This is a genomic window from Paenibacillus zeisoli (assembly GCF_003994465.1).
In the GTDB taxonomy this organism is placed as follows: domain Bacteria; phylum Bacillota; class Bacilli; order Paenibacillales; family Paenibacillaceae; genus Fontibacillus; species Fontibacillus zeisoli.
On sequence record NZ_RZNX01000012.1, the window covers coordinates 1 to 25,828 of the forward strand.

General features: G+C 49.1%; 25 protein-coding genes and 1 other RNA gene. 3 read left to right on the forward strand and 23 right to left on the reverse strand.

Going from position 1 to position 25,828, the window contains the following annotated elements:
- Positions 1-180: 180 nt before the first annotated feature.
- From EJP77_RS18395 to ffs, 6 genes are all read right to left on the reverse strand, one after another.
- Positions 181-444, reverse strand: coding sequence for a pro-sigmaK processing inhibitor BofA family protein (locus EJP77_RS18395; protein ID WP_127200727.1), 264 nt, complete (start codon positions 442-444; stop codon positions 181-183).
- A gap of 29 nt (positions 445-473) precedes the next feature.
- Positions 474-749, reverse strand: a complete 276-nt coding sequence (locus EJP77_RS18400) for a DUF2508 family protein (RefSeq protein WP_127200728.1) — start codon at positions 747-749, stop codon at positions 474-476.
- A 197-nt stretch (positions 750-946) separates the two neighbouring features.
- Positions 947-1,546 carry a recombination mediator RecR gene (gene recR / locus EJP77_RS18405; protein ID WP_127200729.1) on the reverse strand — a complete coding sequence of 200 codons (600 nt, stop codon included), beginning with the start codon at positions 1,544-1,546 and terminating at the stop codon, positions 947-949.
- 27 nt (positions 1,547-1,573) lie between these two features.
- Positions 1,574-1,885, reverse strand: a complete 312-nt coding sequence (locus EJP77_RS18410; protein ID WP_127200730.1) for a YbaB/EbfC family nucleoid-associated protein — start codon at positions 1,883-1,885, stop codon at positions 1,574-1,576.
- 31 nt (positions 1,886-1,916) lie between these two features.
- A complete protein-coding gene (dnaX, locus tag EJP77_RS18415) occupies positions 1,917-3,668 on the reverse strand; it encodes a DNA polymerase III subunit gamma/tau (RefSeq protein ID WP_127200731.1) in 1,752 nt (583 codons plus the stop codon).
- A gap of 168 nt (positions 3,669-3,836) precedes the next feature.
- Positions 3,837-4,104, reverse strand: an RNA gene (ffs, locus tag EJP77_RS18420) — signal recognition particle sRNA large type.
- A 267-nt stretch (positions 4,105-4,371) separates the two neighbouring features.
- Between ffs and EJP77_RS18425 the strand changes: the two genes are divergently transcribed.
- A complete protein-coding gene (locus tag EJP77_RS18425; protein ID WP_127200732.1) occupies positions 4,372-5,637 on the forward strand; it encodes a stalk domain-containing protein in 1,266 nt (421 codons plus the stop codon).
- Positions 5,638-5,763: 126 nt separating this feature from the next.
- Here EJP77_RS18425 and rpmE read toward each other — a convergent pair whose 3' ends face one another.
- The 8 genes from rpmE to rpoE all read right to left on the reverse strand — a co-directional run bounded on the left by rpmE (position 5,764) and on the right by rpoE (position 14,425).
- Entirely contained in the window at positions 5,764-5,961 is a 198-nt protein-coding gene (rpmE, locus tag EJP77_RS18430; RefSeq protein ID WP_127200733.1) for a 50S ribosomal protein L31, read from the reverse strand.
- Between the two features lie 98 nt (positions 5,962-6,059).
- Positions 6,060-7,337 carry a radical SAM family protein gene (locus tag EJP77_RS18435; protein ID WP_127200734.1) on the reverse strand — a complete coding sequence of 426 codons (1,278 nt, stop codon included), beginning with the start codon at positions 7,335-7,337 and terminating at the stop codon, positions 6,060-6,062.
- A 53-nt stretch (positions 7,338-7,390) separates the two neighbouring features.
- Complete coding sequence (gene rho, locus EJP77_RS18440; RefSeq protein ID WP_127200735.1) at positions 7,391-8,716, reverse strand: transcription termination factor Rho; 1,326 nt, start codon at positions 8,714-8,716, stop codon at positions 7,391-7,393.
- Positions 8,717-9,045: 329 nt separating this feature from the next.
- On the reverse strand, positions 9,046-10,299 hold the full coding sequence (locus EJP77_RS18445) for a UDP-N-acetylglucosamine 1-carboxyvinyltransferase (RefSeq protein ID WP_127200815.1): 1,254 nt from the start codon (positions 10,297-10,299) through the stop codon (positions 9,046-9,048).
- Between the two features lie 153 nt (positions 10,300-10,452).
- The gene (gene fba, locus EJP77_RS18450; RefSeq protein WP_127200736.1) at positions 10,453-11,307 is read right to left on the reverse strand and encodes a class II fructose-1,6-bisphosphate aldolase; all 855 of its coding nucleotides are present in this window, start codon (positions 11,305-11,307) and stop codon (positions 10,453-10,455) included.
- A gap of 136 nt (positions 11,308-11,443) precedes the next feature.
- Complete coding sequence (locus EJP77_RS18455) at positions 11,444-11,821, reverse strand: response regulator (protein WP_281278507.1); 378 nt, start codon at positions 11,819-11,821, stop codon at positions 11,444-11,446.
- Positions 11,822-11,966: 145 nt separating this feature from the next.
- Positions 11,967-13,568, reverse strand: coding sequence for a CTP synthase (locus tag EJP77_RS18460; RefSeq protein WP_127200738.1), 1,602 nt, complete (start codon positions 13,566-13,568; stop codon positions 11,967-11,969).
- A 302-nt stretch (positions 13,569-13,870) separates the two neighbouring features.
- The gene (gene rpoE / locus EJP77_RS18465; RefSeq protein WP_127200739.1) at positions 13,871-14,425 is read right to left on the reverse strand and encodes a DNA-directed RNA polymerase subunit delta; all 555 of its coding nucleotides are present in this window, start codon (positions 14,423-14,425) and stop codon (positions 13,871-13,873) included.
- 465 nt (positions 14,426-14,890) lie between these two features.
- On the opposite strand from rpoE, the gene EJP77_RS18470 reads away from it, so the two are divergent.
- Positions 14,891-16,039 (forward strand): S8 family peptidase, encoded by a 1,149-nt coding sequence (locus EJP77_RS18470; RefSeq protein ID WP_127200740.1) that lies wholly within the window; start codon positions 14,891-14,893, stop codon positions 16,037-16,039.
- Positions 16,040-16,380: 341 nt separating this feature from the next.
- Here the strand turns inward: EJP77_RS18470 and argS are convergent, their stop codons facing one another.
- Both argS and EJP77_RS18480 read right to left on the reverse strand, forming a co-directional pair.
- On the reverse strand, positions 16,381-18,060 hold the full coding sequence (gene argS, locus EJP77_RS18475; RefSeq protein ID WP_127200741.1) for an arginine--tRNA ligase: 1,680 nt from the start codon (positions 18,058-18,060) through the stop codon (positions 16,381-16,383).
- A 1-nt stretch (position 18,061) separates the two neighbouring features.
- A complete protein-coding gene (locus tag EJP77_RS18480) occupies positions 18,062-18,487 on the reverse strand; it encodes a YwiB family protein (protein WP_127200742.1) in 426 nt (141 codons plus the stop codon).
- A 349-nt stretch (positions 18,488-18,836) separates the two neighbouring features.
- On the opposite strand from EJP77_RS18480, the gene EJP77_RS18485 reads away from it, so the two are divergent.
- Positions 18,837-19,892, forward strand: coding sequence for an SPL family radical SAM protein (locus EJP77_RS18485; protein WP_127200743.1), 1,056 nt, complete (start codon positions 18,837-18,839; stop codon positions 19,890-19,892).
- 109 nt (positions 19,893-20,001) lie between these two features.
- Here EJP77_RS18485 and EJP77_RS18490 read toward each other — a convergent pair whose 3' ends face one another.
- From EJP77_RS18490 to EJP77_RS18525, 7 genes are all read right to left on the reverse strand, one after another.
- Positions 20,002-20,286, reverse strand: a complete 285-nt coding sequence (locus tag EJP77_RS18490; RefSeq protein WP_127200744.1) for a hypothetical protein — start codon at positions 20,284-20,286, stop codon at positions 20,002-20,004.
- 257 nt (positions 20,287-20,543) lie between these two features.
- Positions 20,544-21,413 carry an agmatinase gene (speB, locus tag EJP77_RS18495; protein WP_127200745.1) on the reverse strand — a complete coding sequence of 290 codons (870 nt, stop codon included), beginning with the start codon at positions 21,411-21,413 and terminating at the stop codon, positions 20,544-20,546.
- A 12-nt stretch (positions 21,414-21,425) separates the two neighbouring features.
- Entirely contained in the window at positions 21,426-22,253 is an 828-nt protein-coding gene (gene speE / locus EJP77_RS18500; RefSeq protein ID WP_127200746.1) for a polyamine aminopropyltransferase, read from the reverse strand.
- Between the two features lie 287 nt (positions 22,254-22,540).
- A complete protein-coding gene (locus EJP77_RS18505) occupies positions 22,541-22,972 on the reverse strand; it encodes a hypothetical protein (protein WP_127200747.1) in 432 nt (143 codons plus the stop codon).
- A 184-nt stretch (positions 22,973-23,156) separates the two neighbouring features.
- Positions 23,157-23,666 carry a GNAT family N-acetyltransferase gene (locus EJP77_RS18510; protein WP_127200748.1) on the reverse strand — a complete coding sequence of 170 codons (510 nt, stop codon included), beginning with the start codon at positions 23,664-23,666 and terminating at the stop codon, positions 23,157-23,159.
- A gap of 752 nt (positions 23,667-24,418) precedes the next feature.
- Positions 24,419-24,925 carry a DUF4188 domain-containing protein gene (locus EJP77_RS18520; RefSeq protein ID WP_127200750.1) on the reverse strand — a complete coding sequence of 169 codons (507 nt, stop codon included), beginning with the start codon at positions 24,923-24,925 and terminating at the stop codon, positions 24,419-24,421.
- Positions 24,926-24,996: 71 nt separating this feature from the next.
- A complete protein-coding gene (locus tag EJP77_RS18525; protein WP_127200751.1) occupies positions 24,997-25,737 on the reverse strand; it encodes a YdcF family protein in 741 nt (246 codons plus the stop codon).
- Positions 25,738-25,828: the final 91 nt, after the last annotated feature.

Consider the following 25,828-nt stretch of genomic DNA (forward strand, 5'->3'; position numbering starts at 1 on the left):
AAAGATCAAACTCTTCATTTCGTCACCGCGTTGTTTCAGCAGCGACCTTTATAATATATCACATTGCTTCTTTGTTAGTCAACACTTTTTTCAACTCTTTATTTAGCTGTTGATCAAAGCGCTTGTCCCCTCAAAGGAGCGATTTATAATGTAACATACAAAGCAAGCAACCGTCAATCATTATACTAATGTTAATTTTATCCCTACCAGAAGTGCAACTCCTGGCAGTCCTAATAACAGCACGGTACTTACTGTGATCGGATTCAGAGGCACGTATAGCTCAGGCATAACTCCTGAGAAGTTCACAATATAAATCGCGAGTGCTGCCACTACAATATGCATACCCAGTCTAGTCAGCCAAGCGAAGCCAAGCTTTCGAGTTATCCATATATATATGATGAGAATCAGAGCCACAACAAGTATTGCTGTAAATAATAACCTCATACCTTCACCCTCCTGCTATAGTGATGAAATCAATAATGAGTTCCATAAGGGAGCGGTCCCCAGCTGACTTCTTCCTTTTTGGCTTCTTTTAAATGAATCTGATATCTTCTCTCTGCCGCCTCCAGGGTATATACGGCAAAATCAATCTCATCTTCACCTACCGCCTGCTGAAAAGCCATGTATGCCCGTTCCCACTCCATCTTTGCTTTGCGTACTTCTTCATAAATATGAACCTTACGCTGAAAATCCTGATTTACCTCGCGCTGCCGCCTCATCTTGTCCGTCCATTTGCTCAAGAAAGCCATTATCTTTTACCCCCTAGGCGCGAACAGGCAGCCCCAGAACCCGTCATGAGCTCAAGCTGCACTCCACCTATTCACGTTCATTTACTTCATACATATCGGGATAAGGACAAACTTAGAACAAAAAAAAGAAGCCTCCAAGGAGGCTTCTTAAAATATAATCTACGTCTATTCTAAATATTGCGCTGGATCTACTTGCTTCAACTGAGTTCACGGCGTCCTTCAAGAGCTTTGGACAACGTTACCTCGTCCGCATATTCCAAATCCCCACCCACAGGCAACCCGTGAGCAATTCTTGTGACACGAATGCCGAAAGGCTTAACCAGCCTTGAAATATACATCGCGGTAGCTTCGCCTTCAATATTCGGATTTGTTGCCAAAATCAATTCCTGCACTCGTTCATCACTCAGACGCCCGAGCAGCTCCTTAAGCCGGATCTCATCCGGACCAATCCCCTCCATGGGAGAGATTGCACCTTGCAGGACATGATAATACCCGTCAAACTCCTTCGTTCTCTCCATAGCCACCAAATCTCTTGATTCTTGAACTACACAGATCACCGAAGCATCCCGGCTCTTGTCCTGACAAATACGACATGGATCGGTATCGGTTATGTTGCAGCAGACGGAGCAATAGTGAAGATTCCGCTTCACACTGACCAGTGCTTTGGCGAAATCGACAACATCATCATCTTTCATACGCAGCACATGGAAAGCAAGCCTGGCCGCTGTCTTGGGCCCAATTCCCGGCAGGTGCGTAAATGCATCGATCAGCTTAGCGATCGGTTCGGGATAATACAAATTAAGCGTGCTCCTTCAGTATTATGATTAGAACAACCCTGGGATTTTCATGCCACCTGTGAATTTACCCATATCCTGGTTAGCCAATTCTTCAGCTTTAGTCAGAGCGTCATTTACCGCTGTAAGGATTAAATCCTGAAGCATTTCTACATCGTCTGGATCTACTGCTTCTGGCTTAATGTCGATAGATAACACTTTCTTATGGCCGTTTACTTTTACATTCACAACGCCACCACCGGAAGTACCCTCCATCACTTTATCTCCAAGCTCCTCCTGAGCTTTCAACATTTGCTCTTGCATTTTCTTCACTTGCTTCATCATTTGGTTCATATTGTTCACTCTAAACACTCCCTTAGATTGGTATACTGCGTTATTCTTTTATAACTACAAGGTCATCTCCAAACATTTGGAGCGCCTCATCTACCCACGGTTCCTTACTAGCCCCGCCCTCATCGGGACCCGGTTCTAGTTCAAAGGGCTCTGGCGACGGAGTTCCCGCACCCTCAACAGCCTCATTCCAATCCTTCTGCATCATGCTGACAAGACGGAAAGGTCCCCCAAGCTGCTGTTCTAATATACGCTCAATGACTTCCTTGTTAGCCGGCTTCTCCGTTGTCTCCCGATGTATGTCATTCTTGAAAGCAACGAGTACATTGTTATCCAGCACAGAAACAGGCTCCCCATTCATAAACCATGCATGAATTGTAACCTTCTCTTCCTTCACACGCTGCAGGATCTGATTCCATTTATTCTGAATCACAATAAATTCTGGTGAAGTACGCTGTGCAATGTACCGATCCATATTCGACGGAATCTTAGAAAGTGACGAGATTCTGGGCGCCGGAGATCTGCTGGCCTGCGACCTTGGCGGCCCCGAAGAATCAGCTCCTCCTGCCCCAGATGAAATCCCATTCTTCAAAGCCTGATCCAGCTTCTTCTCAAGCTCAGACAATTGGCGCTTAAGCTGCTGAACCTCGGATGCATCCGCACTCTTGACAGGAGCGGAGGCATGTGCCGACATGCTTAACGTCTCTTCCTGGGTAATACTGCACAGCTTGAGCAGTGCTACCTCAAAAAGCATCTGCGGCTGCGCCGCATACTTCATCTCGGTCTGATAATGATTCAACGTGTCGATAATACCGAACAGCTGGGGCTTTGTAAAGGCTTTCGCCATTTCTTCAAAGTCCCGCGCATCCAGAACCCGCTCAGTCATATGCCCAGCCTTGGGCACCATCTTGATCATCAGCAGATCGCGGAAGTAGTAGAGCAGATTCTCCATGCATTTATCTGCACTCTTTCCTTCCTGCATAAAACCTTCAATCATCTGCAGCATCCCACCAATATCGCCCTGTGACAGAGCCTCTGCAAGATGGGCGAACTGACTCGACGGAATCCCCCCGGTCATGGCAAGTACTTGTTCATAAGAGACATGTCCATCGGTAAAAGATGAAATCTGGTCCAGTATACTTAATGCATCCCGCATCCCGCCATCCGATAAACGGGCAATATACTGTATGGCTTCATCATCGGCGGTGATATTCTCCTGACCACAAATCAGCTTTAGCCTGTCGCTTTGCTCCTCCAGGGATACCCGGCGAAAATCGAAGCGCTGACAGCGCGAAATTACCGTAGCCGGAAGCCGGTGAGGCTCGGTTGTAGCCAGAATAAACATCACATGCGGAGGCGGCTCTTCCAGCGTCTTAAGCAGCGCATTGAACGCTTCCGTCGTCAGCATGTGAACCTCATCTATGATATACACCTTATGCCGGACCTCTGTAGGCGCATATTTCACCTTCTCGCGGAGATCCCGGATCTCTTCAACCCCCCGGTTGGAGGCGGCATCTATCTCGAGCACATCCATTACAGCTCCCGCCGTAATGCGCCTGCAAGATTCACATTCATTACAAGGCTCTGCTGCTGGTCCATTCTCGCAGTTCACAGCCTTGGCTAATATCTTCGCAGCACTTGTCTTCCCGGTTCCTCTGGGCCCACTGAACAAGTAAGCATGAGAAAGCCGGTTCTCCCGAATCGCATTCTGAAGCGTTCGGATAATATGCTGCTGACCTACCATATCTTGAAACGACTGCGGCCGCCAAGCGCGGTACAGTGCGATATGTTCCACTTGCGGCACCCTCTTTCAGACTTCCCGTTAATTACGTTTATCGCATACCTTTATTATACTATACTCCATGAACGAGAAAAACTTTTTAATCCACGGAAAATAGGTATAAGCATACAAAAAAACATCTTCGCCAGCTAAGGCAAAGATGTTCGTGTTAGTTAAGGTGTACCGTGCACCTATTATCGATCATTGCGATCCAAGCGGCACCCTTGCAGATCAACTCGGGCTAGGCCACCCTCCGGCACAAGAGTGAGACTGCTTATGGCTGCTTCCTTCCGGACCTGACCAGGTTCACAGTTACTCATTGCGGAGGACCCAGCCGTCAACATTGACTGCAAGGACCAAACCTCACATCGACAAGACCTCTAATAGGAATTCAACCTCGCTACAGCGGATTGCGAGTTACAGGGCACCGCTACCTCCCCATCTAGCACGGTGAAAATAAGTATATCTCAAGCTTGTACAAAATGCAAACGGTTAGAAGAAGTTAACAGGATATCCAGATTAACCTGGTGCACTATTATAACTATTTATTCCATTTTGTGTAAATCTATTGATATAATTAGTAGATCCGACGATTGCGAGATTTCTCCTCTTTTCCTGTATAGCAACATTAAGAAACCGCAGAGTCGGCAGTACATGTCGGAAGTCTGACTTATATCAAACTTTATTTTCACACGGAAAGGTGGCTTTATTCGATACTATGAATCCGATAAAAAGATCCAAAGTTATTCTATGCCTGACCTTGGCTATTTCAGCGTTCGGAGGACTTGGAACAGCAGGAACCGGCATAGCCAGCGCAGCTGGTAATGTAAAGATTATGCTGGACGGCTACTCTCTTCCCTTCCCAGTTCAGCCGACTATCGTTAAAGGAACAACCCTTGTTCCATTTCGTGCGATCTCAGAAGCACTTGGAGTAACGGTGAATTGGGACGAGAAGTCGAAGTCTATTACAGCTGTAAAAACAGCTGGTGACGATACCAAAAAGGTAACGTTAACCCTTGGAAGCAAGAGTGCCTCCGTTAATGGACAAAAGACCGCCATCGCACTGGCTCCGCAGACGATTAAGGGTACCACAATGATCCCACTCAGCTTCTTCAGCCAGCAGTTCGGGGCCGCAGTTAAATGGGATGGACCTTCGTCCACGGTAACTATTGTATCGCCCCGGGAGAAGCTTTATACGCTGGCTTTCTACGCAATTAACTCATTTAGCGAATCCGCGTTGATTCCAGACTTTGATGCCGTAGGCTTCGGATGGAGCCGAATTGATGCCACGGGAGCATTCACCACATCAGGGAACGACTTCAAATGGCCTAAGCCAGCTGGAGAGGTTACCCCTGAAAGCCTGGTTACAGACACTTCCGCAGCTGGCACATCCCCTTATCTGCTCGTCTACTCCGGTGACACCAAGGGGGAACTGACTAAGGCCGTAGAGGATAAAGCCGCCCGCGAAGATGCGATTAAGCAGATGATAAGCACCGCCATTCAGAACCAATTCAAGGGTGTGCTTCTTGACCTGGAAGGTCTGGGCCTCACAGGCGATGCTAAGGCAGTGCAGGCCTCGTACAACAACTTTGTCCAAGAGGCTGCTGACGCCGCTCACGCCGCCGGTCTAAAGCTATCCGTGGCACTCCCCCCGCTCAATGGATCTTATCATGGTTATGACTATAAGAAGCTTGGCGAGCTGGCGGACGAATTGATTATTATGGCCTATGCTTACACCGACGAAAAGCTGCCACAGCCCGTGGATAAGATTGATAACGCCATTAAGCTCGCACTCAAGTCCGTAACCAAGGACAAGCTCGTGCTCGGCGTGAACTTGTACAGCGAGAACGAGAATACGGTGAATGCCAAGATCGGTCTTGCCAAGCGATACGGCCTGAAAGGGATCGCCCTGTGGAGACTGGGATTTGGCAAACAGAACGTATGGAACAAAATCAACGAAACGATTGAGCTCAAAGGAAACTGATCCTTAGAAAGTCCACTTTGCCGATAAAATGAATTATTTATTCCATAAAAGAACAAAGAAAAATCCCCTCTGATAAATCAGAGGGGATTTGCATATATCGATCAGGCTGCAGCGCAGCAGATCGTATTAGATTCCGTATTTCTTCTTAAATTTATCAACGCGGCCGCCGGCATCCAGGAATTTCTGTTTACCTGTGAAGAACGGGTGGCAAGCGGAGCAAATCTCCACGCGAAGATCTTCTTGAACAGATCCTGTTTCGAACTTATTACCGCATGCGCAAGTAACAGTAGTCACGTGATATTTCGGTTGAATAGCTTGATTCATGACTTTCACCTCTTTCCGCCCTGAGTCTCATGCGTACCCAGAGTTATAATAACCAAATATGATTGTAGCATAGTCGTGCCACTAATTGCAATCGATTATTACGCGTTACGGATACCATTCTTGAATCGCTTCAGCTCGGCTGGCGGCACATGGGAGTAAGAGCCCATTACAACATCCGGCAGCTCCTCCTGGAATATCTCGATCGCCTGCTTCATACCCAGAATATCACCCTTCGCCTTGGGGATGAGTCCCAAATAGCTCTCCGGATCAATATTGAGGTTACGCCACTGGATCAAGCGAAGCTTGGTCCGTCTAGCGAATTCGATCATGGCCTCAATCTCTTCTTCTCGGTCAGTAACACCTGGGAATATTAAATAGTTAATAGAGGTGTAGACTCCTTGTTCCGAAGCATAAAGGAGGGATTTCTCCACGTTCGCAAGCGTATACCCTCTTGGCTTATAGTACGCGTTATAGTGGTCATCCAACGCACTGATGGTGCTCACACGCATCAGATCAAGCCCTGCATCTACGATGCCCCGGATATGATCGCTCAGACCTGCGTTTGTATTGATATTAATATAGCCCATATCTGTGGTTTGACGTACCTGGCGGATCGCATCGATTATCAATTTCGCCTGGGTGGAAGGCTCACCCTCACATCCCTGCCCAAAGCTGATAATGGATTCAGGGGTCTTCAGATGCTCAAGCATCACTTCTACAATCTCCTCGGTCCGAGGCCGGAAGTTCATCCGCGTCTGCGGCGAGACAAATCCGCTATCATCCGGCTGCTCAGAAATACAGCCGAAGCAACCCGCATTGCAGGAATATGACACGGGTACCGCACCTTCCCAGCGGTTCAAGAATGTGTTGGAGGCCGTTAGACACTCGTAGCCCAAAGCGCAGTTGGAAAGGTGCTCATAAAGCCGATTCTCCGGATATTCTTCCCTCATCCGCTTCACCTGACTCTTAAGCTCCAGCGGATCACAGTTAAGCGGGTTCCATTTCTCTGGATCGTCTGTTAGACGTGCCGTTACATAGAACTTTCCTTCATTCCATACTACGGCAGAATACCCGAACAAAGGCAGCTTATATTCCTTGTCCGTCTTCACATAACCAGGCAGGCAAAGACGCGTGAAGCCTTGTGGGAGCAGCGCGCCTACAGCCTGAACATTGCCAGGAAGTGACTGCATTTCACCACTCTCAGGATCAAGGCCTACCGGTCGGGTGCTTGGCAGACCAACCAGAGTAGCCCCATCCGGGAGAGGAATGAGCTCATCTTCCATTATCTCAACGATCATATCCCCGCTGCGGGCAAGCCCATATAGGGAGGGATGATCGAATACATTTCCTTGTTCATCTGCGTATACCAAATACATGTTGTTCTCCTCTTTGCTTAGTAGTCTTTAGAGACAGGCTGCTAAGTTGTTTGTTAGGTGCTTAAAGGGGACGGGGCTTGACGGCTGGAACGGCGCGGGTTAGTGCTGCCAGAGGCGGTTGGCGCCGGGGCATTGCCAGCAGTATCAAATGAAGCCAGGAACTCGGCATTGGTCTTGGAGTCACGCAGCTTCTTGAGGAATCCCTCAACAAAGTCGTAGCTCTCATTCATATTCTTGCGAATAGACCAGATTGTATCCAGTTCTTCCTTCGTCAAAAGCACTTCCTCGCGGCGGGTACCCGAGCGACGGATATCGATCGCCGGGAAGATGCGCCGTTCAGCCAGCTTCCGGTCCAGATGCAGCTCCATGTTCCCTGTCCCTTTGAATTCTTCGTAGATGATATCGTCCATCCGCGAACCAGTATCTACAAGCGCTGTAGCCAGAATCGTCAGGCTGCCGCCTTCCTCCACATTCCGTGCCGATCCGAAGAACCGCTTCGGACGGTGGAACGCAGCCGGATCAATACCTCCGCTGAGTGTCCGGCCGGATGGCGGAACGACGAGGTTGTATGCTCGGGCGAGCCGGGTGATACTGTCCATAAGAATGACCACGTCTTTCTTATGCTCGACCAGACGCAGTGCGCGCTGCAGCACCAGCTCAGCGACCTTGATGTGATTCTCCGGGAGTTCGTCGAAGGTGGAGGCGATCACCTCTCCTTTTACCGAACGCTGCATATCTGTTACTTCTTCCGGACGCTCATCAATGAGCAGCACAAAGAGGGAGATATCCGGGTTATTCGTAGAGATGCTATTCGCAATCTCCTTAAGCAGCAAGGTCTTGCCTGCCTTAGGCGGGGCTACGATTAGTCCGCGCTGTCCAAGTCCAACCGGAGCCAGTAGATCCATAATCCGGGTAGACAAGGATGTGGGCGAGGTCTCAAGCGATAGCTTGGTCTGCGGATATAACGGCGTTAACGCCGGGAAATGAAGACGTTCCGAGGCCTGAGCTGGGTCCTCACCATTCACGGCATTGACTTGAAGCAGGCCGAAATAGCGCTCATTCTCCTTAGGTGTACGGCACTTACCAGATACCAAATCACCAGTCCGCAGATCAAATTTCCGAATTTGGGAAGCCGAAATATAAATATCTTCCGTGCTCGGCAGATAGTTGATGGGACGCAGGAATCCGTATCCTTCAGGCAATATCTCAAGTACGCCTTCCATAAACATTAGACCGCTTTGTTCAGCTTGAGCGCGTAGTATAGCAAAAATCAGTTCTTTCTTCTTCAGCTGTCCGTAATAAGGGATTTGGTACTGCTTGGCAAGCTTGTACAAATCCGTCAGCTTTTTTTCTTCCAAATCAGCAATTTGAAGATCCATGTAATTAACCACCTATTCAATTTATAATTCAATGTAGGGTCGGGAGTAAAAGACAAGAAATACATTCAGAGTAAACACACGAGGGTGATAAGAAGTTCCAATCCGAAGAGATGGAGCATGACTCTATGAAAGCCAAAAATCTATGATGACACTTTAAGAGTTATAGAATAGTTATACCCGTAGTGGGGGGAGTTATGCGGACAAGAACAAAAATCTTCCATAGAGGGGTTACACTGAGGCAATCTCCCAGAAGCAGCTTGTCCATTCGGCAGCTACCCCTGGTGATTCCTTCAACTATTCCTTCGAAATATTACTTAAAGCAATTCGGGCTATTCTGTCTGCCGCCAAACATCCGCACCGAGATCGCGCAGATTCATGACAAGATGATCATATCCCCGATCAATAAATTCAACACCAGTGACTTCGGTGATACCTTCCTCCACTGTAAGTCCGGCAATAACCAGCGCTGCTCCCGCTCTCAAGTCAGAGGCTTTCACCTTGGCTGCGTTAAGCTTACCCCCTTCGATAATCGCTGATCTGCCCTCAACCCGGATCTTGGCGCCCATACGCACAAGTTCAGGAACATGCTTGAAACGGTTGCTGTATACAAAGTCGCTGAGCACGCTAACCCCTTCCGTCTGAGTCAAAAGACTTGTCATAGGAGACTGTAAGTCGGTAGGGAATCCAGGGTATACCAGCGCTTTCACATCAGCATGCCCGTATGAAGCAGCCCCAATAACACGGATCGATTCATCAAGTTCCTCAACCGTTACGCCCATTTCAATCAATTTAGCAGTTAGGGCTTCCAAATGCTTAGGAATAACATTATCAATAAGAACATTACCACGGGTTGCCGCCGCAGCAATCATATAAGTCCCCGCCTGAATTCGGTCAGGTATAATCGAATGCCGGCATCCATGCATCTCCCGGACTCCCTCAATGCGGATCGTCTCGGTTCCGGCTCCTTTAATAATTGCACCCATGGAATTCAGAAGTGTAGCAACATCTATAATTTCAGGTTCTTTGGCAGCATTCTCAATAATCGTAGATCCTTTGGCTCTGGCCGCAGCCAGCATAATATTAATGGTCGCGCCCACACTGGACACATCCAGGTAAATCTTCGCGCCGGTCAGTTCCTTGGCATAAAGGTGAATTGCCCCATGTTCATTGGTTACTGTAGCGCCGAGCGCTTCAAAGCCCTTGACATGCTGGTCAATCGGACGGGGTTCAAAATTACACCCTCCTGGAAGTCCGATCGTCGCTTCACCAAATCGGCCAAGTAGTGCTCCCATCATATAGTACGAAGCCCGGAGTTTCTTCACAGGCCCATTCGGCATAGGAATTGATTTAATTGTACTTGGGTCAATCTTGATTTGATTTCCGGACCAAGCTACGCTTGCACCCAAATCTTCAAGAATTTCAGTAAATACAGCTACATCGCTAAGTTCTGGCAAATTGTCCAGAACGACTTCCGACTCAGCCAAGATGGCTGCCGGCAGAAGCGCAATCGCACTGTTCTTGGCCCCGCTGATCTGAACGGTTCCCTTAAGCGGGCGTCCGCCGCTGATCATTAATTTTTCCATCAAAGTGAGGTTCCTCCTGCAGGCTATATAATTCTGACAATTCCTTTCCATAATAACACTTCTGCCTCATAAAAGCATCTTTGTCTACATGGCAAGCAAAAAAAGAGGAACTTCGCTCCAGGCGAAATTCCTCTTCTTTATTTAGAGCTTATATTAAGCTTTGTTGTTGGAACCGAACTCGCGGATCTTGCCGATTACGGTTTGTTTGATCGCTTCGCGACCTGGTACGATGTATGTACGCGGGTCATAAGCTTCCGACTTCGCAGCAAGCACTTCGCGAACTGCTTTAGTGAATTCGATTTGGTTCTCGGTATTCACGTTGATCTTGGAAGTACCCAGGGATACAGCTTTCTTGATGTCATGAGTAGGGATTCCTGTACCGCCATGAAGAACCAGTGGAAGGTTAACCGCGTTACGGATTTCTTCCATTTCAGCAAAACCAAGGTTTGGTTCACCTTTGTATGGTCCGTGTACAGAACCGAGTGCTGGAGCCAGTGTGTCGATGCCAGTCTCTTTAACGATACGTACGCAGTCGTCAAGCTTCGCATACATTACATCAGCTACCACATCATCTTCTTGTCCACCTACAAGGCCAACTTCAGCTTCAACAGAAACGCCTTTGGAGTGTGCATATTCAACAACTTTCTTAGTTGTCTCGATGTTATGTTCAATCGTACCATGGGAAGCATCGATCATTACAGAAGTGAAGCCAGCGTCGATCGCTTCTTTACACTTGTCAAAGCTGGATCCGTGGTCAAGATGGATAGCTACAGGTACTGTAATCTTCATGTCTTGAATAAGGCCTTCTACCATCTTAACAACAGTGTAGAAACCGCTCATGTGACGTGCAGCGCCTTCGGACACGCCAAGGATAACTGGTGACTTCTCTTCTTCTGCAGCAGCCAGGATCGCTTGGGTCCACTCAAGGTTGTTAATGTTGTATTGTCCTACAGCATATTTCCCCTCAAGCGCTTTGTTCAACATTTCTTTCATGGATACTAATGGCATGGTTCGTCCTCCTAAAAGTTGGCTATATATCTTATTACCCGATTCTCACACCTACATATTATACCACATAACCGACAAAATACTAACAACCTTTGGAGCCTAATCGTGACAAAAAAAGGACTCCATTACGGAGTCCCTAAATCATTGCGCCGCCTTTCAGCTGCATATTGACCGCCAATCGCATCTCATCAATATCAAACGGCTTCGTGAAATGCATTAAAGCTCCAAGTTCCGTCGCTTCCTTGATCATGTCAAGCTCACCGTAGGCCGTCATCATAATGACCTTAATGTCTTGATTCACAGCTTTGATATGCTTCAAAATCTCCAATCCGTCCATTCCCGGAATCTTCATATCCAGCAGTACCAGATCGGGTGATTCACTGCGTACGATCTCTAAAGCGAGCTTCCCATTTGCTGCTTGATACGTTGTGTAGCCTTCGCTGCTGAATACTTCCATCAGCAAAATCCGGATCCCATTCTGGTCATCAACGATCAGAAGCTTCTTATCCATTATCACTCAACCCTCCCGAAATCCTCTAATCATCTTGAAAATACCGCCGCCGCAGGCAGTCTGATGTGTTAGATATTCGCCCAAGAATTTGAAATTCCTGCTAATTCCGGGAATCAATTTATGACTTTCAGAAACTATTGATACAAAATTAAGAATTATGGGTAATAGAAGCTTTGACAAACTCACGGAACAAAGGCTGTGGACGATTCGGACGAGACGTAAACTCCGGATGGAACTGGACGGCCAAGAACCAAGGATGATCCGGACACTCCACGATTTCAACCAGACGGCCATCCGGGGAGGTTCCCGAAATCCGTAAGCCCGCCTTCTCGATCACTTCGCGATAAGCGTTATTAAATTCATACCGGTGACGGTGTCTTTCATATACCAACTCATCGTTGTAACACTGTTCTGCAAGCGAACCCGGTGCAAGCTTGCAAGGGTATAGCCCAAGACGCATCGTTCCGCCCAAGTCCTCAATGTCCTTCTGCTCTGGAAGCAGATCGATCACAGGATACTCTGTAGCCGGATTAATCTCGGAGCTGTTCGCGCCGGTCAGGCCTGCCAAAGAACGGGCATGCTCGATAACAGCGACCTGCATCCCGAGACAGATGCCGAAGAACGGAATTTTTTTCTCACGAGCATAACGAATTGTGCAGACTTTACCTTCAATTCCACGGTCACCGAAGCCGCCTGGAACCAGGATACCGCCAACTCCGCCCAGCATCTCTTCCACGTTCTCATCTGTAACCTCTTCCGCGTGCACCCAGCGGATCTTCACGTCCGCATTGGAATCAAATCCGGCATGGGAAAGAGACTCAACCACACTGAGGTAGGCGTCGTGCAGGGCCACGTATTTACCGACAATGGCGATCTCCACTGTCTTCTCAAGCTTGTTAATCCGGTTCACCAGACCTTCCCACTCCGTCATATCCGGAGCCGGGGTAGTCAGCTTAAGGTGGTTGACTACGATCTCATCCAGTCCTTCTTCACGAAGGTTCAAAGGCACTTGGTAGAGTGTATCCGCATCACGACATTCCACAACCGCACTCGCATCGATATCACAGAAGAGGGCGATTTTGGCTTTCATATCATCAGAAAGTTCATGCTCTGTACGGCAAACGATGACATTCGGCTGAATTCCGATACTGCGAAGTTCCTTAACACTGTGCTGGGTCGGCTTGGTCTTCACTTCACCGGCAGCCTTAATATAAGGAATCAGCGTAACGTGGATATACATCACATTCTCGCGTCCAATATCACTCTTAATCTGGCGGATGGCTTCCAAGAACGGCAGACTTTCGATGTCCCCAACCGTACCGCCGATTTCTGTAATCACGACATCCGATCCAGCTTCCCGGCCGGCACGGTAGACACGTTCCTTGATCTCATTCGTAATATGAGGGATAACCTGAACCGTACCTCCAAGATACTCACCACGGCGCTCCTTGCTAATGACTGAAGAGTACACCTTACCGGTCGTTACGTTGCTGTTCTTCGACAAATTAATATCAATGAAGCGCTCATAGTGGCCAAGGTCAAGGTCTGTCTCGGCTCCGTCATCGGTAACGAATACCTCACCGTGCTGGTAAGGACTCATTGTCCCCGGGTCTACGTTAATGTAAGGATCGAATTTCTGGATTGTAACCTTCAAACCTCTGTTCTTGAGCAGTCTGCCAAGGGACGCAGCAGTAATCCCTTTACCCAGGGAAGAGACTACACCCCCGGTTACGAAAATATATTTTGTCACAGTCTTAAAACCTCCTATAAGTAGTCCAGTAAGTAGTCCAGAAATCCTTGAAGCTTGTACAGAAAAACGATCAGTATCCAATATAGCGTAACCCAATGAGATAGAAATCACCCTCAAAAAGGCACGTAAAAAAACAAAAAAAGTGACACCCGAACAAGACGGGGCACTTTTTAAAATTGATCATATTTATAGGTCTGAATCATAAGCCCAAGCAATAGTTTACCTGTAACCGCCCCCCCTGTCAAGTAAGGCAAAGAGCGATTATAGGAACTATCTGGAACAGGGCTTACAGCCTAAGGAGACTACTTATCCTCAAGGTCATCCTCTATATCTTCATCATCTGCATCCTCGGAATCGTCATCCTCATCTTCATCCAATTCCTCATCATCCAGAATCTCTTCGTCTTCCACATCGGCGTCATCGTCGTCTTCATCTGGGAACAGCTCATCCTCACCGTCTTCGTCAACGGCATCGTAATCGTCGTCATCGTCGGATGCGTATGTCTCTTCCTCTTCAACGAAGTCATCCTCATCATCATCTTCATCGTTAATAATACGCGGACGCTTGGCATTCGCTACCGGATCTTCGGAACGCTCGATCGGATACCAGCGCTTGAGTCCCCAAAGATTCGTACCTACACAGGCAAAACGGCCGTCGATATTAATCTCAGTATATAGCTGGGCAATCGCATCATTAATCTCGGCTTCCGACATGCCGCGAAGCTTAGCTACCTCATTCATCAAATCACGGTAGTAGTATGGCGTATTCGCCGCTTTCAAAATCATAAAGGCCAAGTCGACCATCGGAATTTCGTGCACTTTCTCCGGATCAAACTTCAAATTGAGCGGTGTACTCACTTACACACGTCCTCTCACACAATGTTTCAAGCAGAAGATGGAGGGGAACCCCCATTCATCCATTCTGTTCTTTATCACACATAAGTAAAACCTATTTGGCAGCAAAATGCAAGTTTATTTAGGCGAATTCCCTTAGCTTATCACAAAGGTATGTAGCGGCTTGGCAATAACCTGTGACTTCAGGATCAAGGAAAAGACGGAGAGCAGCGCTCCCCGCCTTTTTGACTGTATCCGCTCTCTGAAGAATTATCTGCATTCTTCAGAAATCGCAAGCTGAAAGCCGATTCAGGCTCTCTTCACATCCTATGTGCTTTCCCTGCTTTTGACACGGATGATTCCACCTATATTCAAATAAAATGTGAACTCCGCCTATTTCCCGGTATATAGGGCATGCTCCCACTCCTGTCCGCCAGAGCATTCATACAATACTTCTACAACACGCTTTGTCAGGAGGGGCTGCTCGCAATGGACTATGCCCGATTCCTTAATTTTATTCAGGAAAAGACAGGGGCCGTCGCATCAAAGAAACAACGGACCATTATCCGATTTGCCCGCCCGGCAGCTTATCAGGAATGCCTTAGGCAGCTTAACCGGATGAAGCGTTCATTCCCTCAAATGCGCCTCATCCGTAGTTCTTCCCTGCTGCAAGCCTTCATTTGTCCCTTCTCCCTCGCCGACCTGCCCCAGAGCTGCAGGAAAGGCCTTATCCTAGAGCAAGATGCCCAAGTCAGCGTGCATGCGGTACCAGCCAGCGGCATGGTGACTACTCCTGAGATTCCCTGGGGTGTTCGTCATATCCAAGCCCCGGACGTCTGGTCTTCTTCAACAGGCTACCAGGTTCGTATCGCCGTCATTGACACAGGAGCTGACTTCAGTCATCCCGATCTGCGTCACTCTCTAGCCAGAGGTGTTAATCTCTTAAATCCGAACATGCTTCCCCATGATGATAATGGCCATGGCACCCATATCACAGGGACTATTGCAGGCGCTGGAAGCATGCAGGGGATTCTTGGAGTTGCCCCGCGGGCCACGATCTATCCGGTCAAAGCCTTTGATCACAATGGAGCCGCCTATGTATCGGACATTATTTTGGGCATTGATTGGTGTGTTCGAAATCAAGTGGATATTATTAATATGAGCTTTGGCATGAAATCCAAAAACAAGTCTTTATTCAATGTAGTCAATAAAGCGCTTCAAGCCGGAGTGGTCGTTGTCGCATCTGCCGGAAATGATAATAAGAGCCGCAGTGTGGATTATCCTGCCCGCTATCCGCAGACCATTTCCGTAGGCGCTACCGACCGATCCCGGAAGATCGCCCGCTTTAGCAACAGCGGTCCCCATGTCGATATCTACGCGCCCGGCGAGAAGATCTACTCCTCCTGGATCGGAGGCAGACACAAAGAGATGAACGGCACCTCAATGGCCACGTCGCACGTCAGCGGCTCCATTGCGCTGCTGCTTGCTCTCCGGCCGGACCTTACACCGACAGAGATCAAGCAGCTGCTGCGCAAAAGTGCCCGGCCGGTGCTGTCGGCCAGGAAGCGCTCCGCCCGCGGCGGGATCTCTCCCTCGGAAGTGAATGCGCTGCGGCTGATCAAGCGGGGGGCTCCTTGACCCCTGAGGATCAGTGCGCGGATCGGGGCCGAGCTCGGCTCCGTTGTAGAAGCAGCAAGGCCCCGCCTAGGAATTCCGGGCGGGGCCTTGCTGCTTGTTGCGGCGGCGAAGAGTGATGCCGCCGCAGGGGCCGCCTGGCGGGCGAAGCCGCGGCGGCGGGGCTTGCCGCTTGAGCCGGTGGTGTGCCGGCGCTGGCGGGCATTTACCGCAGGCCGGTCGCGTGCCGGCTGGGCGGCGGTGTGCCGCGGGAGCCGGGCTGTGCCGGCGTTGGCGGGCATTTACCGCAGGCCGGTCGCGTGCCGGCTAGGCGGGCATTTGACGCTTGAGCCGGTGGATGCCGGCTACATGCGGTCTGGGGCTTCTACGCCGATAAGCGCGAGTACGCGCGCGATCACGCGGCGGGTAGCGCCGAGCAGCACGAGGCGTGCGGCGGTCTGCTGCGCGTCTTCAGTGATGACGCGCTCGGCTCTGTAGTAGCTGTGGAACAAGGATGCAAGTTCATATACATAGCGCACAAGACGGTGCGGCGCAAAGTTACTCGCTGCAGTCTCAATCTCCTCAGGCAGCTCGCCGATCTTGCGGAGCAGAGCATATTCATGCTCAGCGGTCAGCTTGGTCAGGTCAGCATCCGCCGCAGCCGGAATCGTAATTCCCTGCTCTTCAGCCTGACGGAAGACGCTGCAGATCCGCGCATGTGCATACTGCACGTAGAACACCGGATTCTCGTTGGATGTAGATACGGCTAGGTCCATATCGAAGTCCAGATGCGAATCCATACTGCGCATCGTGAAGAAATAGCGAATGGCGTCAACACCGACCTCGTCCATAAGGTCAACCATGGTAACCGCTTTACCTGTCCGCTTGGACATCTTCACTTTCTCGCCATCCTGGAACAGGCTGACCATTTGGGCAATCAGGACCGTTAGCTTGTCCGGATCGTTACCAAGGCCTGCCATAGCGGCCTTAAGACGCGGAATATATCCGTGGTGGTCGGCTCCAAAAATATTGATCATGCGGTCAAAGCCGCGATTGAACTTGTTGCGGTGATAGGAGATATCCGGTGTAAGGTACGTATACGTGCCGTCATTCTTAACGAGCACACGGTCTTTATCATCGCCGTAATCGGTCGTTCTCAGCCAGGTAGCTCCGTCAAGCTCATAAGTCTGGCCTTTGTCCTTAAGCTCTTGAAGAGAAGCTTCCACCTGACCATTCTCATAAAGGGAAGTTTCACTGAACCAGCTGTCAAAATGAACCCGGAAGCGCCCCAAGTCACGCTTGATCTTGTCCAGCTCTTTGTCCAAGCCATATTTGCGCAGGAATGCCGCACGCTCACCCGGCGTGCGGGACAGGAGAGCATCCCCCTGCTCAGCTACGAGCTCTTTGGCAAAGCCTTTAATATCTTCGCCATGGTAGCCGTCTTCCGGCATCTCGGCAGGCTGTCCAAGCTCCTGCAAGTAGCGGGCTTCAATGGACTTCGCCAGGTTATTAACCTGATTCCCGGCATCGTTAATATAATATTCGCGGGTTACGTCGTATCCGGCATGGCTCAGCAGGTTGCACAGCGCATCGCCTACGGCTGCGCCGCGTGCATGACCCAAATGCAGGCTGCCTGTCGGATTCGCACTGACGAATTCAACCTGGATCTTCTGACCTTGGCCAAGATTAATCCGGCCATAATCATCTCCCTGCGCATAGACCTGCTCGAGCACAGGATACAGGTAACTCTTGGTCAGGGTGAAGTTAATGAACCCCGGGCCAGCGATTTCCGCTTTTTCGATCGAGGCGCTGCTGTAGTCCAGGTTCTCAAGAATGGCTTCGGCAATCTGGCGGGGATTTTTCTTCGCAATCTTGGTCAGCTGCATTGCCGCATTCGTGGCCAGATCCCCATGGGTCTTCTCCTTAGGCACTTCGAGCTTAATCGCCGGAATCTCTTCCTGGGCAGCGAGTCCTGCAGCCAAGATGGCTGCCGTGATCGCTTCCGCTACCTTCTGGTTAATTTCCTCTAATGGATTGTGTGTCATTTCAAGCTTCCTCCTGTATATGTAAACTGATGTCGAACTGTCCAGCTAATTCATCAAAGACATATAAATCATATTTCCACTTGGCGGTCCCTGATAATCCATCCAGATCCAGGGTGAGACTGTGAGTCTCCGTAGACAAGTTAAAAGATGTGTATGCCGCCCGGTAATATCCCGGAAGCCGGCGTCCCGCCTGAAAGGTCTGTGATGACTCAACCGTCCCGTGCCGAATGAGCTTGAGCTCGCCGGGGGTTATTTTGACGGTAGCCCGAGTGACTTCTTCGCCGCCTGTCGGTCCCTGGCCTCGTTCTTCGTATTTAAGATAGATCGCGCCGCCTGCGCTGAATACCTGGCCCCGGTAGCTCTGAACCGTCTCAGTCCCATCCTGCAGGCTTGTCAATGTAATGAACGCGGGTGTGTGGTCCGGCATGATCATGGCTCCAATCTGTTCTATCTATTGTACTATATGGCCTCAGCTAAGGAAACGAAGACTTCATCTCCTCCAGCTCAACCATTGTTCATTCCATATACTATAGCCAGTTCGTCAGCACAGTTCAATGGGACACTTGGATTTTATATGCTTTTACCGTAATAAAACGGTTAGGATAACCTCTCAAGTCAAAAAAGCGGGGACGGCGGAAAATAAAAAAACTTTGAACAGGAACATATGTTTGGTATAATGTAATTTATATGGGATTTACTAATTGATTATATCGTGATCTCTCTTTGACCGACTCATTACAACTTAACTTTCTAACCAAGAGGGAGGGTATCGTACCATGCCTGAAACCATATATGAGCATATTGATACCAAGCAGACACTTAACCGGGTAAAAGAAGAGCGAATGCCCTTCGACTGGTCGATCAATCCCTACCGGGGCTGCGCTCATGGGTGCAGCTTCTGCTACGCCCGGGCTTTTCAGTCCTTCATTGGCCGAGGCGCTGAGGATGAGTTCCAGCACCATATTCTACTGAAGCAAAATGCACCCGATGCCCTGGAAGGGCAGCTGTCCCGGCTGGCGGGGAAGTTCGGGTATGATATCGAAGCGATGCGCCGGCATATCGGTCAGGTTACAATCGGAACAGCCACTGATCCCTATCAGCCGATTGAGGCGAAGGCCCAGCTAACCCGCGAATGTCTGAAGCTGCTGGCCAAGTACCGGATAAGCACCAGCATCACTACCCGCTCTCCGCTTATCACTAGGGATCTGGATATTCTGACTCAGATGAAGGATATTTCCGTCAATATCAGCATTAATTCACTGGATGCCGGGCTAATCCGCCGTATTGAGCCCGCCTCGCCGCATCCCCAGATGAGGCTGGAGACTGTGCAGAAACTCGCCGAGAGCGGTGTCCACGTTGGAATCTTCGCAGCTCCGATTCTGCCACTTCTGACCGATTCCGAGGAAAGCATGGATGCCTTGCTCTCCGCGGCCAAGGGACACGGTGCTGCATTCGCCATGGTCTCCCTGCTGCGTCTGTCAAAGGATGTTAAGGCTTGGTATATGGGGACGCTTCGCACCCACTATCCGGCGCTTGTCGAAGATTACGCTGAGTTATACGGGCAGGGGCCTTATGCGGAGCGTCAGTATATCGACATGTTTAAGGGCATGTCGGCGGCACTGCTACGCAAACACGGACTGTCGGCAATTCCTGGGGAAGGAGAAGCCTCGGGTCCGGTATCACTGAAAGGCAGGATTCCCGGGTCCGATTCGATCACTCCCCCCGGTTCAGACTCCACTTTGGGCTCGATTAGAAGAACCCCAAGTCCCTCGGTACGAGTGAAGCAGGAGGAAATTCAGCTGAGGGCCGAGCAGCTGAGCTTTGATTTCTAAACGGACTCTACTGGACCGGTTCTGTAACGGAATACGAAACAAAAAATGGCGACGTTAGATTAACGTCGCCATTTGGCTGTGGACTCGTAGCCTAAATATGCACTGATACTTAGTATCTGGGTAAAATTGAAGCAACAATAGCGCCAACGATTAAGAACAAGACAACATAAATACCAATTCCGATGAGAGCTATCAACAATGCTGCCCTCGAGTAATTCTTCTTATTAGGGCTGATATTACCTCCACCAAAAGCCCAAACAAACAGCAAAATTACGTTAACAACGGGAATGGCGAGTAAAAGCATGGTTCCCACCCATTGCTTTACACTCATTACGTCTAGGGACTGGGACGTGTATGCAGCCCTCTCCTGATTACCTACGAATTGCGCCTCCATTATTATCCTCTTCCTTCCTGATAACAACCTAAAATTACATATATCACCAAAGTACAAGGAATTTAGACCCATGTCAACAAGATTTTACTAATAATTTAAGACAAAAGGACTATTTTCGACTAATTCTATTTATCTATGCTATTTATGAATTTAGGGTTAAGTACCCAATATTCAAATATCTTCGACAGCAAGCATAGAAAAACACCCTGTTCATAAGCCTTACCGGCCTATGAGCAGGGTGTTATTTTCTTATAAAGCTATTTCACAAAACCAAGCAGCATTTCACGAATCAGCTTGGCAGCGACAATTTGAGTCTGTTCGGTTGGATCGTAGATCGGTGCAACCTCCACGAGGTCGCAGCCCACCACGTTCACATCAGAGCCTGCAATCAAATGCACAGCTTCAAGCAGCTCTTTGGATGTAATCCCGCCAGCTTCCGCAGTACCGGTACCCGGTGCGGCAGAAGGATCGAGCACGTCAATATCAATGGTAACATAGACAGGACGACGGCCAATCTTCGGCAGGGCCTGTTTGAGCGGAGTGGCAACTTCAAACGGATAGAAGTTGATGTTCTCGCGCGCATACAGGAATTCTTCCTTGGAGCCAGAACGGATCCCGAATTGGTAGATATTCTTCCCGCCCATAAGTTCAGCTGCTTTACGGACAGGAGTAGAGTGAGACAGAGGCTCACCTTCATAGTTCTCGCGCAGGTCTGCATGCGCATCGATATGAATGAGTGCCAGATCCGGATACTTGGCGTACATTTCCTGGAAGATCGGCCAGGAGACGAGATGCTCGCCGCCAAGACCGATTGGGAATTTGCCGTCATCCAACAGGCCGCGTACATATTCCCCAATAACCTCAAGGCTGCGGGCTGCGTTGCCGAATGGCAGCAGCAGATCGCCTGCGTCGAAGTAGGTCATATCCACGATGCTTTTATCCAGGTATGGGCTGTATTCTTCAAGCCCTACTGAAGCTTGGCGGATACGGGCAGGACCGAACCGGGAACCCGGACGGTAGCTGACCGTGAAATCCATCGGCATCCCGTAGATGACCGCTTTGGACTCTTCATAATTGTCGGAGCTGCAGATGAATACGTTGCCTGAATAGGCTTGATCCAATTTCATATGAGCAGCCTCCTATTTCACCAGATCTTCAACGAATTTAGGAAGCACGAACGCCGCTTTGTGCAGGCGCGGTGTGTAGTATTTCGTATCGATCTCAGGAATTTGAGTCTCATCCACTTGCAGCGGATCATGAGTTTTGCTTCCCATGGTGAAGGTCCACAGACCGCTTGGGTAAGTAGGAATGTTCGCCCCGTACACACGAACGATCGGGAAGATTTCCTTAACGTCTTTGTTGACCTTCTGAATCAGGTCAGCCTTGAACCAAGGGTTGTCCGTCTGAGCGACGAAGATCCCGTCGTCCTTCAGGGCTTCATGGATGCCTTGGTAGAAGCCGCGCTCGAACAGCGGAGCCGCAGGGCCCACAGGTTCCGTGGAATCCACCATGATGACATCGTATTTATTTTTATTTTCGATAATATGCATATATCCATCATTCACTAGAACCTCTACACGAGGGTTGTCCAGCTCACCAGCGATTTCAGGCAGGTATTGCTTCGAATATTCGATAACCTTGCCGTCGATCTCAACGAGTACCGCTTTCTCTACACCAGGGTGCTTGAGAACTTCACGGATAACCCCGCCATCTCCACCGCCCACAACGAGCACGTGCTTTGGATTAGGATGGGTGAACAGCGCCGGATGCGCGACCATTTCATGATAGACGAATTCATCTTTGATCGTAGTCATGACCATGCCGTCCAGGACGAGCATGCGTCCAAATTCCTCAGTGTCAATCATCGCCAAATCTTGAAAGTCCGTCTTCTCCGTTACAAACGTTTCCCGGATCTTCGCTGTAATGCCGAACGCCGGAGTCTGTTTCTCAGTAAACCACAATTCCATCGTATATACCTTCTTTCCGTCAGAATAGTGTTTAGCCGCCATATAAAGCCCCTAACCAAAACGGGTTCTCCAGTTACACTTCTCGCGAAAGCTTCACTTCCTATATTGTACCAAACAAATTGTATAATAACACAAGATGACCCTGGATGCGACCTATGTCATGACGGTGTAAAATGGAACAGGAACCGCTTCTGCTTACTTCAACCCTATTCTAATATTCAATACACAAATGACCCGCTCAGCAGCATGCTGCAGCACGGGTCAATTAGGATACTTAGATGGCTTATTTATAGCTTCTGAATTTGATATACGAACTTCCACTCTGCTGTATTCCCAGAATATCTACCCCGGTTCTCTTCAACCACGACATTCAATGACTTGGTTATACTTTTGCTGATTGAGGATACCTTAACGGCGGAACTGCTGCTTCCCTCGTCAGGAATACTATCTTGTTCCTCTACTGCTGCTTTTAGCGTTACGCTGCCCGTCGATTTCAAATTAAGCGTAACAGATTCTCCTTCTTCAATTCGCTTCCCGTTGATAAAACTCTCCGTATACCATTCATTGCCGACATGGTTGTTTTCTACCAGTTCCACACTTAGAAGCGTAATCTTAACCTTGATGGTCTTGCTGGCTGCGGCAGATAACGGCTGGACTGTTAATACAAACACAAGGACTACTAGACATATTGTTCTGTACAGTGCTTTTACTTTAGTCATCTGAGAGTGCCTCCCTCAATAGATTATTATAGATATGCTGTATATACTTCTATGACTATGCCACTTCTCCTTCTATGTAAGATAGAGCCAAAATAAAAAATGAGCTGCTAGATGCAGCTCATTTGGTTATCCCATTTGATCAATGGCTGTTCCCATGCTATCAAATATGCTTCATTTCCTTCATCTATATCTTTTTGTAATAAAAGACCGTAGCGTCCAAGGTGCCTCCAGCCGACTGTGCAAATTCTGGAATACGGCCCGCTTCGATATAGCCTAATGACTTGTACAAGTCATTAGAAGGATCTCCCTCTCTGGTGTCCAGCACCAGCAGAGACCTTCCCTCATGCCGGGCGGCTTCCTCCAAGGTATTCATGAGCAGGCGTGCCACGCCGCTTCTCCGGCTGTCTGGGTGAACCATGAGTTTGGCGACTTCGGCTCGGTGAGAGGCGTTCTTTTTCCCGGCTAAATGGAGCTGTACGGTACCGATAATCTGGTTATCCTGAAGCGCAACCCACAGTTTTACGCCCGGATCGATCACCTGCTCCCAGTATATATTCGCTTCCTCTATTTCAAGCGGCGGCAGGAAGCCAATGGAGGCGCCTCCCTCCACGACGCGCACCAACAACTCCGACAACTGAGCTAAGACTGCCGGCTCCAAAGTATAGAGTTCCACAATTTCGATACTCGGTTTCATGGATTCACGCTCCTTGTGTTCAGTAATTGCGCCTGCTCGTACTCGACATCCATTCCTGAGCTGTAGGCCAGTCCTTAACTAGGCTTGCCCCGCCCAAATATCACTCTCTGCTTTGGCCAACAGTTAACGGTATTACCAATTGCTCAAGGTATCCCTAAGCTTGTCTATCCATTGTCCTTCTGGATCTGCTCTGAATGTATGCCAGCCTAATTCTCTCGCTGGCAGCAAATTTCTATCCTGATCATCCACATAAAAAACTATCGATTCGTTATCTAGATGACGTTGTACATGCTCATAAATAGCCAGATCCGGCTTGCAAATACCAACTGAATTGGATATCGTCATGCTTGTTAAATAGCAATTATATGGGCGTAACAGCTCGTCTAACCACTCCGTCCGGTGATTACTTAAGAGATGAATATCTGCTTGCCGGCTCCAAATCTCAAAGTACGAGGCTGCCGGGAGCATCCTAAGATGCTTTAGGAGAAGACTACGGTCACAGAGAAGATTAGCCGTACTATTAAGAAATTTTTGTTTCAACCAGAGATAATATTCCTGTTCCGTAATCTGTCCAGTCCAGAGCCGCTCTCGAATCTCACTCCTGAATTGCTGCTTGATGTAGCTAGGAGGCAGTCCGCATATATTCCCAAGTTCATCCCAATAGTAAGGTGAAAGATTCGTTGTCAGGACTCCTGCGACATCAAGGACTAGCGGGGGCCTATTCATCTTTAACCAGACTCCTGTCCTATATGCTATGAGGGATTGCCCGGCGTTGGCACAGCCGGATCGCTCTCCCCTCCCATCCTTCGTCTGGATGTCTCCATTCTGCCCGTAGCGGGCACATGCCTTCCCGCTTTGGCCAGGCCAAATACGGGCATGTTCCCGTAGATGCATTCATACTGCCCAGGCTCGATCTTGTAGGTCTCATGGTAGATTCCTACGGTTCCGTCCGTACCCACGGATTGATTGAACTTTCTCCATGCCTTAAGGTGAATTCCCCCGCGGGCGTATTTCTCCAGCTGCTCGTAGCTTTTCCAATATTGAAGAACAGTGACGCCCTTTGAACTCAGGAAGGACTCAGAGCTAATGAACCCGATCTCAGGATTCTGGTAAAGCTCCTTCAGCATGGGCCCCATGGCAGCGGCTACAGGCCACCATTTATGAACAGCCCAGAGCCGATTGATTCGCATTCCAATTACAAAAACAACGAACGGTCCCTCGATATCAGCAGCATACCTTCCCGGAATTACTTTGGCCACTATAGCTCCTCCCCTTTCTTCCTCTTCCCGCTTGGCGGGGTTATAAATACAAAGTTATTCTAGCCCCTACCCTACAACAAGGCCTTAATAACCGCCAGATACTCTCTAATCATATTGATAGGCTTAAGATACAAGGGAGATTCTGCAGATACGCCATAGGCTTCATAGCCCAAGGTTCCCGCTATATATTTCGCCCTGAACATATGGTAGTCACTTGTGACGATCATGATTGCCGGTTGGCTGTTCCTACTGGTTTGCATCAGGGTTTTGGAGAAAATCAAATTCTCCTTCGTACTCGTTGACTTATTCTCAAGCTTGATTCGGTCCTCCGCGATCCCCCGGCTAATAAGATACTTCTTCATCGCTACCGCCTCAGTAATCGCCTCACCCGGCCCTTGGCCTCCAGATACGACAATCGGGATCTTGGGATGCTGATTCACATAGGGCAGGCTTGCATCCAGCCGCTGCTTCAAGGTTAACGACAGCTGTGTTCCCTTGAGGCCGGATCCGAGAATCACAACATAATTGACATCGGGTACTGCGCTATCATCGGTTCGGAAGCCTGACAGCACAAAGGACTCTACAATCACAAAGGAAACCAACAACAGCACGGAGCAAGCTATCAGCGCTCTTCGGATAATAACGTGCTTTTTTAGATCAATCACCCTCAGAAGCATCACGGAAAAGGCCACACTACATACCAGCGCGAGCGCAAAATTGTCTCTAAAAAGAAATGCTAGAATCAAGAAAACCATGCCCATTACTAATTCCAGGTAAGACGTGGCGCGTTTATTTCTCGGGACAATCTTCATGCACTTCTCCTTCCGGTTAGATGGTATTATTCTGTTCATTTATAAGGAAGCTCGGCTTTGATTAGAACATCTATGTAGGCGGGGTGCATAC

Bases quoted from the DNA above. Each gene is read 5' to 3' on its own strand.
- speE (WP_127200746.1), bottom strand. From the start codon at position 22,253: ATGGAATTGTGGTTTACTGAGAAACAGACTCCGGCGTTCGGCATTACA.
- argS (WP_127200741.1), bottom strand. From the start codon at position 18,060: ATGACACACAATCCATTAGAGGAAATTAACCAGAAGGTAGCGGAAGCG.
- EJP77_RS18490 (WP_127200744.1), bottom strand. From the start codon at position 20,286: ATGGAGGCGCAATTCGTAGGTAATCAGGAGAGGGCTGCATACACGTCC.
- EJP77_RS18400 (WP_127200728.1), bottom strand. From the start codon at position 749: ATGGCTTTCTTGAGCAAATGGACGGACAAGATGAGGCGGCAGCGCGAG.
- EJP77_RS18485 (WP_127200743.1), top strand. From the start codon at position 18,837: ATGCCTGAAACCATATATGAGCATATTGATACCAAGCAGACACTTAAC.
- EJP77_RS18445 (WP_127200815.1), bottom strand. From the start codon at position 10,299: ATGGAAAAATTAATGATCAGCGGCGGACGCCCGCTTAAGGGAACCGTT.
- EJP77_RS18395 (WP_127200727.1), bottom strand. From the start codon at position 444: ATGAGGTTATTATTTACAGCAATACTTGTTGTGGCTCTGATTCTCATC.
- EJP77_RS18470 (WP_127200740.1), top strand. From the start codon at position 14,891: ATGGACTATGCCCGATTCCTTAATTTTATTCAGGAAAAGACAGGGGCC.
- rpmE (WP_127200733.1), bottom strand. From the start codon at position 5,961: ATGAATCAAGCTATTCAACCGAAATATCACGTGACTACTGTTACTTGC.
- EJP77_RS18435 (WP_127200734.1), bottom strand. From the start codon at position 7,337: ATGTATTTGGTATACGCAGATGAACAAGGAAATGTATTCGATCATCCC.
- EJP77_RS18505 (WP_127200747.1), bottom strand. From the start codon at position 22,972: ATGACTAAAGTAAAAGCACTGTACAGAACAATATGTCTAGTAGTCCTT.
- EJP77_RS18425 (WP_127200732.1), top strand. From the start codon at position 4,372: ATGAATCCGATAAAAAGATCCAAAGTTATTCTATGCCTGACCTTGGCT.
- EJP77_RS18525 (WP_127200751.1), bottom strand. From the start codon at position 25,737: ATGAAGATTGTCCCGAGAAATAAACGCGCCACGTCTTACCTGGAATTA.
- fba (WP_127200736.1), bottom strand. From the start codon at position 11,307: ATGCCATTAGTATCCATGAAAGAAATGTTGAACAAAGCGCTTGAGGGG.
- EJP77_RS18480 (WP_127200742.1), bottom strand. From the start codon at position 18,487: ATGCCGGACCACACACCCGCGTTCATTACATTGACAAGCCTGCAGGAT.
- EJP77_RS18510 (WP_127200748.1), bottom strand. From the start codon at position 23,666: ATGAAACCGAGTATCGAAATTGTGGAACTCTATACTTTGGAGCCGGCA.
- speB (WP_127200745.1), bottom strand. From the start codon at position 21,413: ATGAAATTGGATCAAGCCTATTCAGGCAACGTATTCATCTGCAGCTCC.
- rho (WP_127200735.1), bottom strand. From the start codon at position 8,716: ATGGATCTTCAAATTGCTGATTTGGAAGAAAAAAAGCTGACGGATTTG.